We start from the raw sequence: 17,295 nt of genomic DNA, 5'->3' as shown, positions 1-17,295 counted from the left end.
CTTGAATTTTATTGTTAATCATTGTATAACAATAATAATAGATTTATTTAAATATACTCCGAAGGAGCGGTACTTTTGAAGTTAGGAGCTCGTGTTATAAAAACAGGTATAGCAGTTATACTTGCTTTGGCTATCGCTTCTCTTTTACCTAAAGAGGCAGGTTTGAAAGCCATTGCTGCTGTCAGTGCTGTTGTTGCTATGCAACCAAGTGTTTACAGATCGATAAAAACAATTGCTGACCGAGCTAATGGGAATATAATAGGTGCTGTTTTGGCAGTCTTAATGGTTACAGCTTTTGGTAATCATTTTGTCATTATGGGTGTTACCGTTATATTATTGATAGCTATTTTATTCAGATTTAATTTAGCCCATGTAGCTACTTTGGCTAGTGTAACTGCATTGATCATTATGGGACAGCACACCGGTAACTTTTACGTATCTGCATTTTTTAGATTTATACTAGTGATGATTGGGGTACTTAGTTCCTCAATCGTTAACTTAATATTTTTACCACCGAAATTCGAGTCCAAGCTATATTACAATGCCCTCAATATTTCAACCGATATATTCGTGTGGTTTAAATTAGTATTAAATGACACCTCTGAATATCATCAAATAAAAGAAGATAGAGGGTTAATCAGCAAGCGTGTATTAAAACTTGAACAAATATATGAGTATTACGAAGAGGAACGACCTTTTACCAAAAAGCAACTCTACGCTCAAAATCGTAAAAAGATACTGTTCAAAGAGATTGTGCTCGTCACGCGACAAGCTTATGCGGTATTAAAACGTATGAATCGTTACCAAAACGACTTACACAGTTTAAATAATGAATTATTATTACAAATTAAATTAGATATCGATTCATTAACAGCATTTCATGAACAAATATTTATAAGTTTATCTAAGAAAGCAAAGTATGATGTCGATTTTGATGATACTACGGTAGATAATCCACAAAAGAAAGACTTAATGGACGCTTTCCAAAAAGAGTTAATTCAAAATCCTTATCAAACAGAATATTCTTACGCAAACATCATGCAAATCATTTCAGCCATTGAAGAATATCGCTATACTTTACGTCATTTAGATAGACTACGTATTAGTTTCTTCTCATATCATCAAGATGACAATAAGCTTGAATTGCTAGAAGAAGATTTCGATTTATAAATAAAAAGACTTCGATTTATAATAAATCGAAGTCTTTTTTCTATAGGTCTTGAATTTTATAAAGATGTTCGTATGCACCACGTTTAGCGATTAATTCTTTATGTGTGCCCGTCTCTACAATTTCACCATTTTGCATTACAACAATTTTATCGGCATGTGTAATAGTAGAAAGTCTATGAGCTACAATTAATGTAGTTCTATTTTCACTTAATACATTCAATGCATCTTGTATAATTGCTTCACTTTCTAAATCAAGCGCACTTGTAGCTTCATCTAAAATTATTATTGGTGGGTTATTTAGGAAAATTCGAGCGATAGAAACACGTTGTTTTTGTCCACCCGATAATTTAACACCACGTTCACCAACCTCGGTATCATAACCTTCGGATAAATTCATAATAAAGTCGTGCGCATTTGCCATTTTAGCCGCTTCTATTACTTCTTCATCTGTTGCGTCAGGTCTGCCAAGTAATATATTTTCTTTAATAGTATCTGAGAATAAAATATTATCTTGTTGCACTAAGCCAATTTGGTTTCTTAAACTTCCTGTTAAGTAATGTTTAATGTTAGTTCCATCTATATCAATAGAACCTTCCGTTGCATCATAAAAACGTGGAATTAAGTTGATAAGTGTGGATTTACCTCCCCCACTCATACCAACAAAGGCAACAGTTTGTCCTTGGTTTATATCTAAATTAATATCCTTCAATACTTTTTCTTCATCAGAGTTATATTTGAAACTTACATTATTTAAACTTATATTACCACGTTTAATTTCTATTGGCTGTGCACCTTTTTTATTTTTAATATCATAGTCTTCATCCATTAATTGAAAGACACGGTCCATAGACGCAAAACTTTGCGTTAAAGTTGTAAATGACGAAACCAATCTTCTTAATGGACCAAATAGTTGTTCTAAATAGCCAACGAAAGCTGCTAAAGTACCTACAGTTATTGAACCGGTAATGGCTAAATAAGCACCAACACCAATAACAATAAGTGGTCCGATATCCGTAACAGTATTAATAGCTGCAAACGAATTAGCATTCCATCTTGTATGTTTAAATGCTCTATTTAAGAAGTGTTTATTGCGCTTATCGAAATTTTCCGCTTCATTATCTTCTATTGCAAAACTTTTTATCACAGACATACCCTGTACACGTTCATGTAAAAAGCCTTGAACTTCTGCTAATGCTTGAGATCTTTTACGAGTCAATTTTCTCAAACGACCAAAGAAGAAATAAACAGTTAATATATAGAATGGGAATATAAATACTGCTGCAAGCGTTAATTTAAAGTCCAATACAAACATAATTGATAGTGCAATAATAATAGTTACACAGTCCAACCAAATATTCATCAATCCGGTTAAAATAAAATCTTTAGTTTGCTCAACGTCATTAATAACTCTTGAAATAACTTGCCCTACTTGGTTGTTGGCATAAAAACGTGCACTTAATGCTTGTAGATGATTATATAATTGCTTTCTAATATCATATAATATTTTGTTACTTGTCCATTGCGCTAAATACTGTCTTAAATACTCGATTGGTGGTCTAACAATGACAAAGATAAATATCGCTATGCCCATAGCTATGCCCAAGCGCATGAATTTCTCATCATTCGTGATTGCAGAGTTGTTGATAACATAGTCAATCACGTATTTAATAAGTAACGGTATCAACATTGGAATACCAAATTTTAGAATACCTATTAAAATAGTAGCAATGATTCGCCATTTATATGGTTTCACAAAAGTTAAATATCTGCGAATCATGTGACATTCTCCCCCTTTATAATTACGTAACAAATGAAAAAGCCTCAGTTGAATAACTCAACTAGGCTGATTCTAAATTTATAGTGCTATAAGTTTAGCTTTGTAAATTTTAATAAACAAAAAGATTATATCAAACTTTGTTTTGTAAAATTAATAAACCCATAAAACACTATAAAGGATATTAAGATTTAATACATTAATTATGCTTAATAATTTCTTACTTTCTTGTAACGTTCACGCCAAACCTTTATAAAGTCTGGAGCAAAAGGTCCCTTTTTTTGCTCAATCCATTGCTGTAAGATATCGACGTTACGGCGTAAAATCTTATCGATATCTGATGAATAATTCATTTGATTCATATGTTGCTCATATTCATCTTCATCTAATAAATGATATTTTCCATTTGGATAAACTTTAATATCTAAATCATAATCGATATATTTTAGCGCTTCTTCATCGCAAACAAAAGGTGAAGATAAATTGCAATAATAATAAACGCCATCTTCTCTAAACATGCAAATTACGTTAAACCAAAATTCCGAATGAAAATAGACAATTGCTGGTTCACGAGTAATCCAAGTGCGACCATCACTTTCTGTAACTAAAGTATGATCGTTGCCACCAATTATCACATGATCCGTACCTTTTAATATAGTAGTTTCAGACCAAACACGGTGTATATTACCATCGTGTTTATAACTTTGTATTTTTATCGTCTGACCTTCTTTAGGTATGGACTCTTTAACCATGCTCCACACCACCTTATCTTAATTTCACATTTCTGATTATAACATAAGTCCTTGCGTATCTCCGAATTTATCAATGTTCTTTTAAAAATTTATAAATCTTTGTCATACTTACAGGAAAATTATATTGTTCTTTATCTTTAAAGTTCATCCACTGCATGCGTTCTGGCAACTCAACCTGTTGTTTATCAATTGCTTCATTAGCCATATAAACCTCTATATCCCATTGTAAATGGGTAAACTGATGTTTTAATTTGTATACGGGCTTATCTGAAAATGAAATATTCATTTCTAGTTCTGTATTAATGTTCTTTTTGCTTGTTGCTTCATACATAGGAAATTCCCACATATTATTTAATAATTTCTCCGTTCGTTGTTCGATAAGATATTCATTTTTATTATTTTTGACGATATAAACATGTTGTTTGATTATTTTTTTGGAAACCTTTGTAGTTTTGACCGGTAAATCATTTACCGTACCTTTTTCAAATGCTTCACAATTATCTTGTACTGGGCAAAACAGACATAAAGGAGATTTCGGCGTACATATCATCGCTCCAAGTTCCATCATTGCCTGATTAAAATCACCAGCTTGCGATTCAACATAGGGTTGCAATTCTTGCTCAAATGCTTTTCTAGTGGATTGTAGCTTAGTATCCCTGTCATCATTATTTAAGCGCGACCATACTCTAAACACATTGCCGTCAACAGTTGCTAATGGTTTATTAAATGCAATACTCATAACCGCAGCCTTTGTATACGGTCCTACACCTTTTAAGTTACCAAACTGTTCAGGTTCACTAGGGACTATACTATTATGATTTTGGTAAACATCTTTAATAGCTGTATGAAAATTACGTGCCCTACTATAATAGCCTAATCCTTCCCATAGTTTTAACACTTCATCTTCTTGAGCATTATTTAAAGATTCAATTGTAGGGAAACGTTCTATAAATCTTAAATAATAATCTATCACTGTTGCAACTTGAGTTTGTTGTAACATAATTTCACTTAACCAAATGTAATATGGATTTTTCGTTTCTCTCCAAGGCATTTCACGTTGTTCAACGTTAAACCAACGTAATAGGTTGTCCTTAAAATTCTCTTTTTTGTACATTCATACACAACACTTTCTTTATTCTAATCGTCAGATTTTCGATAATTCTATAAATCTGTTATTTTTAATAGTGGTAAACATTAACAATAGTATATAATAAAATTAAATCAGACACGAAATGAGTGACTTTTATGGATACAGGAACACATATCGTTATGGGGATAGGTTTAACTGCTCTCGCAACGCAAGACCCTGCAATGTCGGCCTCATTTGTTGCGACCGCTTCAACATTAGTGGTGGGTTCATTGATACCGGATAGTGATACTGTTTTTAAATTAAAAGATAATGCCACTTATATATCAAATCATAGAGGTATTACTCATTCAATACCTTTTACAATATTATGGCCATTATTAATAACTTTAATTATATTTACTTTCTTTAAACATTTAGATGTTACCCATATATGGATGTGGGCACAGTTAGCCGTATTTTTACATGTCTTTGTCGATATTTTTAATTCATATGGTACACAGGCTTTAAGACCCATAACAAATAAGTGGATACAACTTAGTGTTATCAACACATTCGATCCTATCATATTTATATTATGGTGTATCGGCATCGCCTTATGGATTTTTGGATTACACCCATACGTCGTTTTCTTCCCAATCTTCATAATATTATTTATATATTATGTTATTAGGTTTAAGATGCAAAAGATTATCAAAGAAACTGCATTAAGACAAATAAAGCAATCTCATAAACCAGTTAAAATCTTTGTTGCTCCTACGATGAAATTTATGGAGTGGCGCGTTGCTATACAAACTGAAAACCATGATTATGTGGGTAGAAGCTATGGTAGAAACGTAGTATTTAGTGATAAATCTGAACATCATTCCCTACCAAGCGATGAATTAATGCATTACGTCGAAAATGATAAAAATATCAAAACATTTTTAAACTTCTCTTCTATCTATAGATGGAAAGCGCAAAAGCTTGATGACGGAGCAATGGAAATTAGATTAATTGATTTACGTTATTTAAAAAATGGTCATTACTCATTTGTGGCTATTGTTCATTTAGATAAAGATATGCTTATTGATCACTCATACATCGGTTGGGTATTCAGCGAAGAAAAACTACAAAAAAAATTATTTGCTAAATAATCACGTATAAAAGCCACTTTAGTTATATGACTAAAGTGGCTTTATTTTTACTGTTCTACTATTTGATTATTTTGTTGTGTCTCTTCTTTATCATTTTCTACTGTCGATTGGGTAGTTATATTATATTTTGAATACGTAACTTTTCTTTTTAATGCAAAAAGGATTACGCCTATAATACCTAAGATACAAAAGAAATATAGATGATACGGAATATTATTTAAACTCAAAGCACCAAATACGACTGATTGAGATAATCCTTGGACTACGTAAAATATAGGATTTAACATTAATAAATGTGTGAAAACAGATGTTTCGGACGATGGTATATAAATTATAGGTAATAATAACAATACGATTATTGCTAACCCTATAAAAATATTTCTCACTTGCAGCTTGAGTATCGTCATCTGTCCAAGTAATTTACCAATTAAAACCATTAATATACCTAACATAATAACGTAATAAAGCGTAGCAAATATAGAACTTACTATATTTACTGGCGTACTAAAAATACAGATGAGTAAGATTATAAATAAGGCTACAACGTAACTGAACGTAATACAAACGGTGTCAATTAACACAGGTGTATTGAACATTTTACCTGTGTAATAGCTGTCATAGTAACGTTGATATATCACATAAATACCAGTAAATAAAAAGCCAAATGAAATGAACGATACCAATCTAATATACCATCGCGCTTGGACTAAGTCTGGTGTCTTATTAAATTGAAACACCAAAATCATAATAACTAATAGTAACAAACTGGCAATGATTGGTGCCGCTAACCATTTCCACAGCGACTTCAAATGTGCAAATGAATGTTGAATTAATTTTGGAAAATTTTTAAATAAGTAAATTAAATTATCTATCATTCTTCACACCTACAATTCTATATATATCCATTTATTATTTTTAAAATCAGCCATGTAGTATCCATCTCCTGATTTAGCTATCCAAAAATTACCGTTTATATCAAATTCTTTTTTCAACTTATCTTCTTTTTTCATTGGGTAAACAAAACCTGTTAATTCATTACTGTCATTAAAAATCATCGAAATAGGTTGTGACGTAATTGGAACTACAAAACGATTATCTTTACCAGTTTCAGGCACTAATGTATCCGTTACTTTATCATGCTTTTTGTGTAAATTACTATTAAAGTATTCATAATAATTTATATAATTATGCTGCATATAAGGCGCCAATTTTTTGCCACTATGTTGTTCAAAAAGACCTGCAGGTTCAAAGTAACGTACATTACTTTTAGCAGTTTTATATGCTTTACCATCGACGACAATACGGTAATTATTATTATTTTCACCCGTAATTGTCACAAATGAATATTGCTTTAAGTTTAAATGAGCTTTGTGCTTGAGACCATCTAATTGAATTTTATTGTTTAAAACAATACCATAAGCTAATTTGTCTTCGTATGGATTTGTTTGTTTGTTTTGAATGTTCGCTTGGTCTACATTTTGGGCTAGTTGTAACTTCCCTAAATCATTAAACATAAATAAAGCCAATATAATTGCACCAAAAACAAGTGTAAGTAATAGTGCCCAAAAGCGTCCTATAATAGCTGGTGCTTTGGCATGTTTATATCTTTCTATACGTTTAAAGTTGTATGTCAACTCAGGGATTTTTGAACGGCTCTTTTTCCAATCGACATCAAAATGTTCTTGTTCTTCAACAGTTTCTAGTGTATTTCTATCTTTTTCATGGTCTTTAAATATAGGAATAACTTGATTGATTGAACCTTCTTTTCTTAATTGACCATGCGAAATCCACGCAATATAATTGCTTGCCTTTTGAATCTTGCTAATATCATCATCAATCATTACTATCGTTTGGTTATTGTTTATGTATTCATCTGCTAGTTCAATGGCCTTATTAACAAATTCTTCATTTAGATAGTTTAAGATTTGATTATAAATTAAGATATTTGCTTTAGAAAATCGTGATAAAGTAAATAGCAATTGTGCATATTCTTCTTCAGCTAAATCTGCAACTTTAGTTTGTTCTTTTTCTTTCAATTGAGCCTGTTCGAGAATACTTGAAGTCGTTACTGCCGAATCTTTATTATGAAACATAGTGATACGATGCTTAATAAAGTTGCCCACATTTTCTTGTATAAGCGCCTTATCAGTAACATCTGCATAAAATATGTCAGTCTTACTTATACGTTTACCTTTATCCGGCTTTACTTCCCCACTAAGTATCCTTCCCACCAATGCTTTTGATGATTGCGATTCACCAATGATACCTAATGCTTCACCTTGATATATATGAAGACTAATATTGTTTAGTTCTATATCATCTGCACCATAATTAAAGGGCAAATACCATTTTTTATTTTGTTTTGTTCTATAGTAATGTGTCACGTTAAGTAACTTTAAAATAATTGCACTGCCCATACTATCGTCATCCTTCTACAATTTTAATAATGCCAGAGGTAAACCTTCTTCTGGTTGTGAGCTATTTATACGGAACCCCCATGCAAAAATCCCTTTCAATCTTTCTACTTTAAAATAGTCATCTGAGCCATCTGCTAATTTGTATATTTTACCCATTTCAATTTTTGAGCGATCTACGATATAACTTTCTGCGACAATAACTTTACTTTGATAAACATCATATTCATTTAATATGCCATTCATCTCTGCTTTTCTCATTTTTTCTTTATATATTTGAATTTCATGGCGTAACTCTTGTTCGCTCATTTCACTCAATTTCTTCTGTTCCATCTGAAATTCCACTCTCTTCTAATTTGTCTTTAATTTTATCATAGTTATGACCTTTTCTCATAAGTGCTTCTATGGTTTTCATTACAACAGTACGACCCTCATATTTACGTCGATTTTTATTATAAACTTTTTCTAAATCCGCTTGCAATAATTGGTCTAATTCATCGTCAGATTGTGAAAAATCCATACTTTTCATAACTTCATTTATGACATCGAAAGTATACCCTTTTTGTAATAATGATTGCTTCAATTTATCCTGTTGTTTAATAATTGGACCTTTTTTCTGTCGTAATATTTTTTCAGCTGTTTTTGTTATTTGTTCAATGGATTGTTGTTGTTTGAATTTTTCTGTGTAGCGTTCAATAATATCTTGTTCTATACCTAATTGGTATAGTTTTTGTTTGTAAACTTCGGGGCCTTTGTCTGTAGTCTGTATCATCGTATTTTTAAGACTTTCTGCATAATCAACATGATCAATCAATTTCTCTTTGTAACAATAATCAATCACATCGGCGATGACCGCTTCGGTAAATTCATTATCTTGTAAATATTTAACGATTTCTTGTTCAGTGCGTTTGCGATATGAAATATATTGAATCGTTTTATTTAATGCTTGTCGATATTGCTCGTATTTCTGAATTTGCTCCATATCAGACGGTTCTAAAACTTGATCTTTTTTCAAATTAAAATGAACAAAAGTATCAATATCTATGCCCATTTCAAATTGTTCGTCTAAGTATAAATTAAATCGTTCTTTATTTTTTTTCTGAACTTCTATTTTAGTTATCTTTGGCATTGATTTCACTCCACTATATTAGCATACCTTAAATTGTAGTGATTTAGAATAATTGTACTATAAAAGATTTATTAACATAAGTACTTTGATGGCTATAAACATTAAAAAGATACGGCTAATTGCAAAATAAAAAAGTGTTACTAAAAAGTAGGAAAAGCCTCTCTTCAGTAACACTTATCAAATCTATTTTTTATTAAACACCAAGTTGTTGTAACGCTTCTTGATATTGATTATTTGAAATATAATCCTGTTGTTTCATTTTTTCTAAAGTAACTTTCACTCTATTTTTAAAATTATCTGACATATCATTTATATCATAAACGCTTGGCGCATTTATTTTACTTGCTAACATAGCACTTTGTAGCACTGTTATCCTTGGTAGGTTTTGGTTATTAGTATTTGTCGTTGTACCAAAATAATGATTTGCAGCACTTTCTACTGTGTATTCATTATTACCATAAAAAATATTATTGACGTAGAAACTTAATATTTGGTCTTTATCATAAGTTTGTTCTACACGATGTGCGATAAATAATTCTTTAAACTTTCTTGTTATACTTCTCTCATTATCAAAATAATAGTTTTTAACGACTTGTTGCGTAATTGTACTACCACCTTGAATGCTTCGATCACTTAACGTTGAAAATAAAGCTCTTGAAGTACCTTTTAAATCAAATCCTTTATGCTTATAAAACCTTTCATCTTCTAATGCTATAAATGCCCCTCTTGTATAATTGGGCATATCTGTTACTGAAACGTAACTATCTTTATCTTTAATAGACTTTAGATCATCCACATTGGAATTTAACGATAATGCATACATAACGCCAATAAAAATACCTATGATGATTAATATTGTGAATGTTAATGTTAAAAACAAACTATTACTTTTTTTCTTTTTCTTCTTTTTATTTACGGGTTCATAATAAGTGTTATGGTATGGCGTATTAGAAACTGGTTGTCTTGAACGCTTCATACTATTTTTATTCCGTTCGCTTCTTTTCATGCGCGGTCTCCTTTATTCATCTCACTCTATTATAAGTGAGTTTACCAATACTTTACATCTTTAGCTATACTAATTTTAAAAAATCAGTCCAAGGGTGTATAAATATACCTGACTATAAATGTAGAAAAACTTAAAGAACATTTTTATAAAGTTATAATGACTAAAAATATAATACACATGTACTTAAATTTTTTCACTTATCTCTCCTTGTATTTATGCACAATACTTGGGATATATTAGTATTTCATCATAGAAAAAAGCAACCGAAATTTGCTAATTTCGGTTGCTTTCTTATTTATAAAATATCAACTTTTGATATTTCTAGACTTATTTAAGTTGATTAACAATTGCTTTATTGAAGTCATCTAAATCATCTGGTGTACGGCTAGTTACGATATTTTTATCAACTACTACTGATTCGTCAACGACTTGTGCACCAGCATTTGATAAATCTTTACGTACGTTTAATACTGCAGTTAACGTACGCCCTTTTAAATCATCTGTATCGATTAAAATTTGAGGTCCATGGCAAATTGCGAATGTAGGTACATCATTTTTAGTAAAGTATTTAGCGAAAGTACCATATCTTCCTTCTTCGTCACCTCTTAGGTGGTCAGGTGAAAATCCACCAGGAAGTAATAAGCCATCATAATCTTCAGGTTTTGCATCTGCAATGCTTACGTCTACGGTAACTTTTTCACCATGTTTACCAACAACTTCGCTATTCGCAGTGTCGCCAATAACTACTACTTCGTTACCTGACTCTTCAATTGCCTCTTTAGGGCTTGTATATTCAATATCTTCAAATTCATTTGTTAAAAGGACTGCTATTTTTTTAGCCATTAATAATCACCTTTCTCATTTGTATGATATTCATTTTATTACCAAGTAAAAAGAGTTTTAAACGTAATATTGTCGTTTATTTTTATTAATTTGATACTGATTTTACTTTCTCTTCAAGTTGATCTAATAAACCAATCCACTCATCAATGTCTTCAACCTTAACTTCATTAGGATTAACGTGGTCAATATCTTCCATAAATTTTTCAAGTCTTGCTTTAATTTGATCAATTGTTTGATTTTCATCCATGTTTAATTACTCCTTTATCACTAATAAATATATACTAACATGTGTTTGACAAATAAAGATATACTCTTAATAATATTAAGAGTATATTTTACTGTTGAATCAATCTAAAGTGCATAAAATATCTCGTTTTATTAATGTATACTATTTTATGCCCAATTTTCATACCAATAAACAACTGTTAATCTTAAGTACAAAGTGTAATCTCAGCACACTATTAACCCATTAAATATAAAGAAAGAAGGATTTAAATGTCTACATACTCTATCAATAAGAAATGTCCTATTGATATTTCTAATGACCCATGGGAGCCGTATAACGATATTAATATGCATAACCAATTAACGTTAAGTAATATTGAATTCACAACTACAAATTTGTGTAATATGCGTTGTAGTCATTGTGCAGTTGGTTATACCCTTCAAACACAAGACCCAGAACCGTTACCTATGGATTTAATTTATCGTAGATTAGATGAAATACCGGATTTAAAAACATTATCTATTACTGGCGGAGAGCCTATGTTCTCAAAAAAATCAATTAAACAAGTCGTCAAGCCATTATTAAAATACGCATACGATCGCGGTATATACGTCCAAATGAATTCTAATTTAACGTTGCCTCAAGACCGTTATTTGGATATAGCTGAATATATCGATGTCATGCATATTTCGCATAATTGGGGAACAATAGAAGAGTTTACGGATGTGGGCTTTGGTGCTATGACAAAACAACCACCGCTCAAAGCCAAACTAAAATTATATGAGCAAATGTTAGATAATGCTTCAACTTTATCAAAACAAGGCATGTTTGTTTCAGCTGAAACAATGTTAAACCAAAGCACATTACCACATTTAGATAAAATACATAACGAAGTTGTTAAAGATATGCATTGTAGTCGTCATGAAATACACCCGATGTACCCTGCAGATTTTGCTAGTCAACTTAATGTATTATCTTTACAAGACATGAAACATGCTATCAACCATTTACTTGATATAAGGGATGAAGATATTTGGATGTTATTTGGCACATTACCTATCTATCCTTGTTTAAATGATGAAGATGATCAAGCTTTACTTCAACGCTTAAGAAATGCTAAAAATGTCACGACGCGTAATGACCCAGATGGACGTAATAGGCTTAACGTTAATGTCTTTACAGGAAACGTGATTGTAACTGATTTCGGTGATGAAAATGGCACGATTTCAAATATTAAAACCGATAAATTGCCAGATGTCTTTAATCAATGGATAAATTCTTCATTAGCTCAATCGCTAAATTGTCATTGTGCTGAATTTAATTGTTTAGGTCCTAACGTGTTAGTTAAAAATATGTATTATCCTCATACCGACTTTAAAGAGAAAGAAAAAATGATGCATCGCATTTATCAAACAAACTAAAAAAGCCGAGACTTTAAAAGTCTCGGCTTTTTTAGTTTGACATTCCCCACGAATATCATTCGCTATTAATTTATTCTTTATTACGTGCACTAGCTAGAAATTCGATAGATTGTTTACTTTCTACTCTTCGTTCTTTGCGTCTATTCACTCTTGCCGGCGCAGTTTCATGGAACCATGTTTCAGTCGGTGTTTCAGGGTACACACTAGGTATAGTTGTAGGTTTGCCCTCTTTATCCAATGCAACAAATGTTAAAAAGCTTAATGCGGCTAATTGTTTTTCTTCTTTTATCACATCTTCAATAATAATTTGTACGCAAACTTCCATCGATGTTGTACCAGCATGTGATACCATCGCCTCATACGATAAAATGTCTCCCGATTTAATGGGTTGTAAAAAATCAACTGAATCGGTAGAAGCTGTAACTACTGTCGTATTTGAATGCTTCATTGCACATATAGCAGCGATTTCATCTACATTAGCCATTAAAGTACCACCGAACATTGTATTTAAATGGTTTGTATCTTGTGGAAAAACTTGTCTCGCTTTAATACTTTTAGCGGCGGACATCGCTTTACTTTTTCTAGATTCCATAAATATATCCCCTTGTACTAACTATTTATTTTACTTAGCCCAGTTACCGTTTTCGAAAACGAGTTCTTCTTCACCATTTTCTTTCACTCCATAAATAGTTAAGTCATTACTACCTATCATGAAATCAACGTGGACTAAAGAATCATTTAAACCACTAGCTATTTTTTCTTCAGTGCTCATTTCAGTACCATTTTCAATATTGAAGCCATAAGCTGAACCTAATGCGATGTGGCAAGAAGCATTTTCATCAAACAACGTATTATAAAAAATCGTGTTTCTATTAGAAATTGGAGAATCATCTGGTACTAATGCGACTTCTCCTAATCTTTTAGCTCCCTCATCAGTCTCTAATAAGTTACGTAACACATCTTCACCTTTTTCCGCTTTATAATCAACGACTGCGCCATCTTTGAAAGTTAACGTAAAGCCATCGATAATATTACCATTATGGCTAAGTGGCAATTTATTCGTTACATAACCATCTACTCGGTTGCGATCTGGGGCAGTAAAAACTTCTTCAGTTGGAATATTAGCAACAAAAGCTTGTCCTTTACTTGTGTAGCTTGTCGCATCAACCCATAAATGACCTTTAGGAAGTCCAATAGTTAAATCTGTGCCTTCAGATTCGTATCGCAATGCACTATATTCTTTTTCTTGTAATCGTTCCGCATGTTTACTTAATTCTGCAACATGCTGTTTCCAGTTTTCGACTGGGTCATTACCGTCTACTCTAACAATATTTAATACTTCATCAATAAGTTTTTCATATGCTTCATCTTCAGATAAATCAGGATAAACTTTTTGAGCCCAAGTTCTAGATGGATAGGCTGCAACAACCCAAGGATATTCATTTTTTTGTGTTGCTTCCATTACACCTTTTAATGCTTGAGAGTTTTTTAATTGGAAGGTAGATATTTTATTCTCATCAATACCATTTAACAACTCTGGGTCTTGAGTAATTAATGCTAAATTAGCGGCATTTCTATTAACATAATCTTTTCTTGCTTCAACTTCATAAGATTTAACTTCATTATTTTCGAAGTGTTCTACAGATTCGTATTCAAACTTAAGTCGTGTTAATTTTTCGTCGCTATAGTTCACCTTCACGTCAGAAGCACCACGCTGATAAGCAGCTTCAACTATGTATCGTGTCAATTCAACAGCGTCTACACTTGAACGAATATAAACTGGTTGACCTTCTTGAACATTCATCCCCACTTCAACAAGTAATCGTGCATATTGTTGTAATTTATTCTGTAAGTCAGACATTAAATTCACTCCCTATTTTCTAATTTGACCAAGTGCATCAGCGATTGCTGTTGCTTCGCTTGGTGTAAACGATGATTTAGAAGTTACATATGAATGTATCTCTTTCACTTCATTTTCATCTGCATCTTTAAATTGAGCAGGTTCAATTACACTTTGATTTACTAAATTTAATCTTTCTCTTATTTCTGATATCATTTGTTCATTATTTGATGCCATTTATTTCACCTCTTTTTCAATTTATTTTATCAAAATATAGCACCTTGTAAAATTATTGGTATATTAGGACTTTAGAAATACATTAAAAACAGCTAAAATAATAATGAGAAGTAATTCTATGGAGGGAAATATATGGTTACAGTTGCATTTGTCTGTTTAGGCAATATTTGTCGCTCACCGATGGCAGAAGCCATTATGAGGCAAAGGTTAAAGGACAGAAATATCGAAGGCGTACGAGTAAAATCTCGTGGAACGGGTAAATGGAATTTAGGTGAGCCACCTCATGAAGGGACTCAACAAATTTTAGCAAGCCAAAATATTTCAGTTGATGGAATGATAAGTGAATTATTTACACACAACGACGACTTTGATTACATTATTGCTATGGACCAAAATAATGTAGATGACATCAAAAGAATCAACCCTAATATCCAAGGACAGTTGTTCAAATTACTAGAATTTAGTAATATGGAAGAAACGGATGTGCCAGACCCATACTACACTAATAATTTTGAAGGTGTATTTGAAATGGTACAATCTGCGTGTGATAATTTAATTGATTATATCGTTAAAGACGCTAACTTAAGAGAGGGGTAACTCACAATGAATAATAAATTAATACCAGGAATTTTAATTGGTGCGTTTATCGGCGGAGCAGCAACATTAGCTGATAAATCAACGCGTCAATCTTTAAAACAATCAATCCAAGATGCTAAAGAAGGAAAACGTTCTAACGAACCTTCAGTAATCAGTAAAGTAAAAGATGAAGTCCTTTATTGGAAAGATGCTGTCGAAGAAATTAGAAATAACAATCCTGAATTAGAACGTTCGTTAAAAGATGCTAAAGATACTTTTGTAGAACGTAAAAACAAACGCTTAAACTAATTGACTATATTTTATCAATCTATGCCTAATTGATATTTAGACATAATAGTAACTGACGTTACCACATAAATAACTATTTAAGTGGTAACGTTTTATTATATGATTAAAGATTTCAGCTCTTATCATATACATATTAACCGTCATAATTAGTATCTTTTATTTTTAGGCGATTAAAATATGACTTTTACATATTTACCTCAATTTATTTTTAAAGTATATTATTAATTACAAAGCAATTTTAAAGGAGATTAGATATGTCAAAGAAAAAAGAAACCGCTTCTAATTTTTTGAACTCTGTTAAAGAAAAAGAGGACAATAAAAATTCAGAAGAAAAATCTAAAAGTAAAAAATTAGATAAAGATCGTACATATATTGCACCAACAGAATTTCAATCAAAAGATACAAAGAAAGATGATCAAGCATTTTTTGTATCACGTATAAACAAACCGGCTAAGTATACTAAAAACCCAAATTTCTTTTCTTATTTGGTTTATCGTATAGGTAAAGATGACGCATCGGGATTATCTGCACAACTGTCATATTATTTCATGCTGTCACTCTTCCCTATGCTTATCTTCTTATTATCTATTGTACCTGTCGTAGGTGTTAAACAAAAGACAATACAAACGATGATTAGTGAACATATACCTTATGGCTATAAGGGGGAAGCATCATCACTAATCACTGACATCATGGGTAATGCCAGTGGCGGCTTACTGTCTATCGGTTTGATTTTAGCGCTTTGGTCAGCGTCTAATGGTATGACTGCACTAATGAATTCTTTCAACGTCGCTTATGATGTTGAAGATAGTCGTAATTTTATTGTATCTAAATTATTAAGTGTTTTATTCACTTTAGTATTAGCAATCGTTTTCCCACTTGCGATGGTATTACCAGCATTTGGCGAACAAATTGGTTCATTACTTTTCGGACCATTAGGATTAACTGATGAAATACAATGGCTTTTTGAGACACTGCGCATCATATTACCGTTCATCATCGTCTTTGTTGCATTTATGTTGTTATATACGTTAGCGCCTAACGTTAAAATTAAAATGTTATCTGTTATTCCAGGTTCAATCTTTGCTACTATTGTGTTCTTAGTAGGTTCATATTTATTTGGTATTTACGTCTCTAACTTCAGTAACTATTCTAAAACTTATGGTAGTATCGCAGGTATTATTATTTTAATGTTTTGGTTATACATTACTGGTTTCATTATAATTATAGGTGCCGAAATTAATGCTATTATTCATCAACGTAAAGTCATTCGCGGTATGACACCTGAAGAACGCTCTATGAAAGAAATCGAAAAAAATAATAATGGTAATACTACAGAGTAATACTGATAACGCATCAACCACAATACAAAACA

19 protein-coding genes are annotated in these 17,295 nt (G+C 31.6%); 6 read left to right on the top strand and 13 right to left on the bottom strand.

The genetic code is table 11. The features are described from left to right. The first annotated feature begins 75 nt into the window (after positions 1-75). On the top strand, positions 76-1,170 hold the full coding sequence (locus ISP08_RS04820; RefSeq protein WP_048793224.1) for an FUSC family protein: 1,095 nt from the start codon (positions 76-78) through the stop codon (positions 1,168-1,170). A gap of 40 nt (positions 1,171-1,210) precedes the next feature. Here ISP08_RS04820 and ISP08_RS04815 read toward each other — a convergent pair whose 3' ends face one another. The 3 genes from ISP08_RS04815 to mutY all read right to left on the bottom strand — a co-directional run bounded on the left by ISP08_RS04815 (position 1,211) and on the right by mutY (position 4,810). Continuing rightward, a complete protein-coding gene (locus tag ISP08_RS04815) occupies positions 1,211-2,947 on the bottom strand; it encodes an ABC transporter ATP-binding protein (protein ID WP_195719450.1) in 1,737 nt (578 codons plus the stop codon). A gap of 206 nt (positions 2,948-3,153) precedes the next feature. After that, entirely contained in the window at positions 3,154-3,696 is a 543-nt protein-coding gene (ntdP, locus tag ISP08_RS04810; RefSeq protein ID WP_048793226.1) for a nucleoside tri-diphosphate phosphatase, read from the bottom strand. Positions 3,697-3,766: 70 nt separating this feature from the next. Beyond that, positions 3,767-4,810, bottom strand: a complete 1,044-nt coding sequence (gene mutY, locus ISP08_RS04805; RefSeq protein ID WP_195719451.1) for an A/G-specific adenine glycosylase — start codon at positions 4,808-4,810, stop codon at positions 3,767-3,769. 131 nt (positions 4,811-4,941) lie between these two features. On the opposite strand from mutY, the gene ISP08_RS04800 reads away from it, so the two are divergent. Continuing rightward, on the top strand, positions 4,942-5,919 hold the full coding sequence (locus ISP08_RS04800) for a metal-dependent hydrolase (protein ID WP_195719452.1): 978 nt from the start codon (positions 4,942-4,944) through the stop codon (positions 5,917-5,919). Positions 5,920-5,966: 47 nt separating this feature from the next. Here the strand turns inward: ISP08_RS04800 and ISP08_RS04795 are convergent, their stop codons facing one another. The 7 genes from ISP08_RS04795 to ISP08_RS04765 all read right to left on the bottom strand — a co-directional run bounded on the left by ISP08_RS04795 (position 5,967) and on the right by ISP08_RS04765 (position 11,558). Further along, complete coding sequence (locus ISP08_RS04795) at positions 5,967-6,794, bottom strand: sugar ABC transporter permease (RefSeq protein ID WP_195719453.1); 828 nt, start codon at positions 6,792-6,794, stop codon at positions 5,967-5,969. A 9-nt stretch (positions 6,795-6,803) separates the two neighbouring features. Further along, positions 6,804-8,336: an ATP-binding cassette domain-containing protein gene (locus ISP08_RS04790; protein WP_195719454.1), complete on the bottom strand. Its 1,533-nt coding sequence runs from the start codon at positions 8,334-8,336 to the stop codon at positions 6,804-6,806. 15 nt (positions 8,337-8,351) lie between these two features. Next, positions 8,352-8,666: a YfhH family protein gene (locus tag ISP08_RS04785; protein WP_048793231.1), complete on the bottom strand. Its 315-nt coding sequence runs from the start codon at positions 8,664-8,666 to the stop codon at positions 8,352-8,354. Beyond that, complete coding sequence (gene recX, locus ISP08_RS04780; protein ID WP_195719455.1) at positions 8,644-9,462, bottom strand: recombination regulator RecX; 819 nt, start codon at positions 9,460-9,462, stop codon at positions 8,644-8,646. Before recX ends, ISP08_RS04785 begins: the two co-directional genes overlap by 23 nt. A gap of 193 nt (positions 9,463-9,655) precedes the next feature. After that, the gene (gene sgtB / locus ISP08_RS04775; protein WP_195719456.1) at positions 9,656-10,468 is read right to left on the bottom strand and encodes a monofunctional peptidoglycan glycosyltransferase SgtB; all 813 of its coding nucleotides are present in this window, start codon (positions 10,466-10,468) and stop codon (positions 9,656-9,658) included. A 327-nt stretch (positions 10,469-10,795) separates the two neighbouring features. Then, a complete protein-coding gene (locus ISP08_RS04770; RefSeq protein ID WP_195719457.1) occupies positions 10,796-11,311 on the bottom strand; it encodes a type 1 glutamine amidotransferase domain-containing protein in 516 nt (171 codons plus the stop codon). An 85-nt stretch (positions 11,312-11,396) separates the two neighbouring features. Beyond that, complete coding sequence (locus tag ISP08_RS04765) at positions 11,397-11,558, bottom strand: SE1561 family protein (protein WP_152906104.1); 162 nt, start codon at positions 11,556-11,558, stop codon at positions 11,397-11,399. A gap of 248 nt (positions 11,559-11,806) precedes the next feature. On the opposite strand from ISP08_RS04765, the gene yfkAB reads away from it, so the two are divergent. Continuing rightward, positions 11,807-12,958, top strand: a complete 1,152-nt coding sequence (gene yfkAB, locus ISP08_RS04760) for a radical SAM/CxCxxxxC motif protein YfkAB (protein ID WP_195719458.1) — start codon at positions 11,807-11,809, stop codon at positions 12,956-12,958. 70 nt (positions 12,959-13,028) lie between these two features. Here yfkAB and ISP08_RS04755 read toward each other — a convergent pair whose 3' ends face one another. From ISP08_RS04755 to ISP08_RS04745, 3 genes are read right to left on the bottom strand one after another with little or no spacing between them, the layout of a single operon-like run. Continuing rightward, a complete protein-coding gene (locus tag ISP08_RS04755) occupies positions 13,029-13,550 on the bottom strand; it encodes an acyl-CoA thioesterase (protein ID WP_229294192.1) in 522 nt (173 codons plus the stop codon). A gap of 30 nt (positions 13,551-13,580) precedes the next feature. Next, on the bottom strand, positions 13,581-14,819 hold the full coding sequence (locus ISP08_RS04750; protein ID WP_195719459.1) for an aminopeptidase: 1,239 nt from the start codon (positions 14,817-14,819) through the stop codon (positions 13,581-13,583). Between the two features lie 12 nt (positions 14,820-14,831). Then, the gene (locus tag ISP08_RS04745) at positions 14,832-15,035 is read right to left on the bottom strand and encodes a DUF1128 family protein (protein ID WP_048793238.1); all 204 of its coding nucleotides are present in this window, start codon (positions 15,033-15,035) and stop codon (positions 14,832-14,834) included. Positions 15,036-15,167: 132 nt separating this feature from the next. On the opposite strand from ISP08_RS04745, the gene ISP08_RS04740 reads away from it, so the two are divergent. The 3 genes from ISP08_RS04740 (at position 15,168) to ISP08_RS04730 (ending at position 17,263) form a co-directional block, all read left to right on the top strand. After that, positions 15,168-15,632, top strand: coding sequence for a low molecular weight protein-tyrosine-phosphatase (locus ISP08_RS04740; RefSeq protein ID WP_048793239.1), 465 nt, complete (start codon positions 15,168-15,170; stop codon positions 15,630-15,632). Between the two features lie 6 nt (positions 15,633-15,638). Continuing rightward, entirely contained in the window at positions 15,639-15,920 is a 282-nt protein-coding gene (locus tag ISP08_RS04735; RefSeq protein ID WP_048793240.1) for a hypothetical protein, read from the top strand. Positions 15,921-16,174: 254 nt separating this feature from the next. Further along, entirely contained in the window at positions 16,175-17,263 is a 1,089-nt protein-coding gene (locus ISP08_RS04730; protein ID WP_195719460.1) for a YihY/virulence factor BrkB family protein, read from the top strand. Positions 17,264-17,295: the final 32 nt, after the last annotated feature.

Source organism: Staphylococcus lloydii, assembly GCF_015775975.1.
Classification (GTDB): domain Bacteria; phylum Bacillota; class Bacilli; order Staphylococcales; family Staphylococcaceae; genus Staphylococcus; species Staphylococcus lloydii.
The sequence above is the reverse complement of the archived record's forward strand: the minus strand, read 5'-3'. Positions and strand labels throughout refer to the sequence as shown.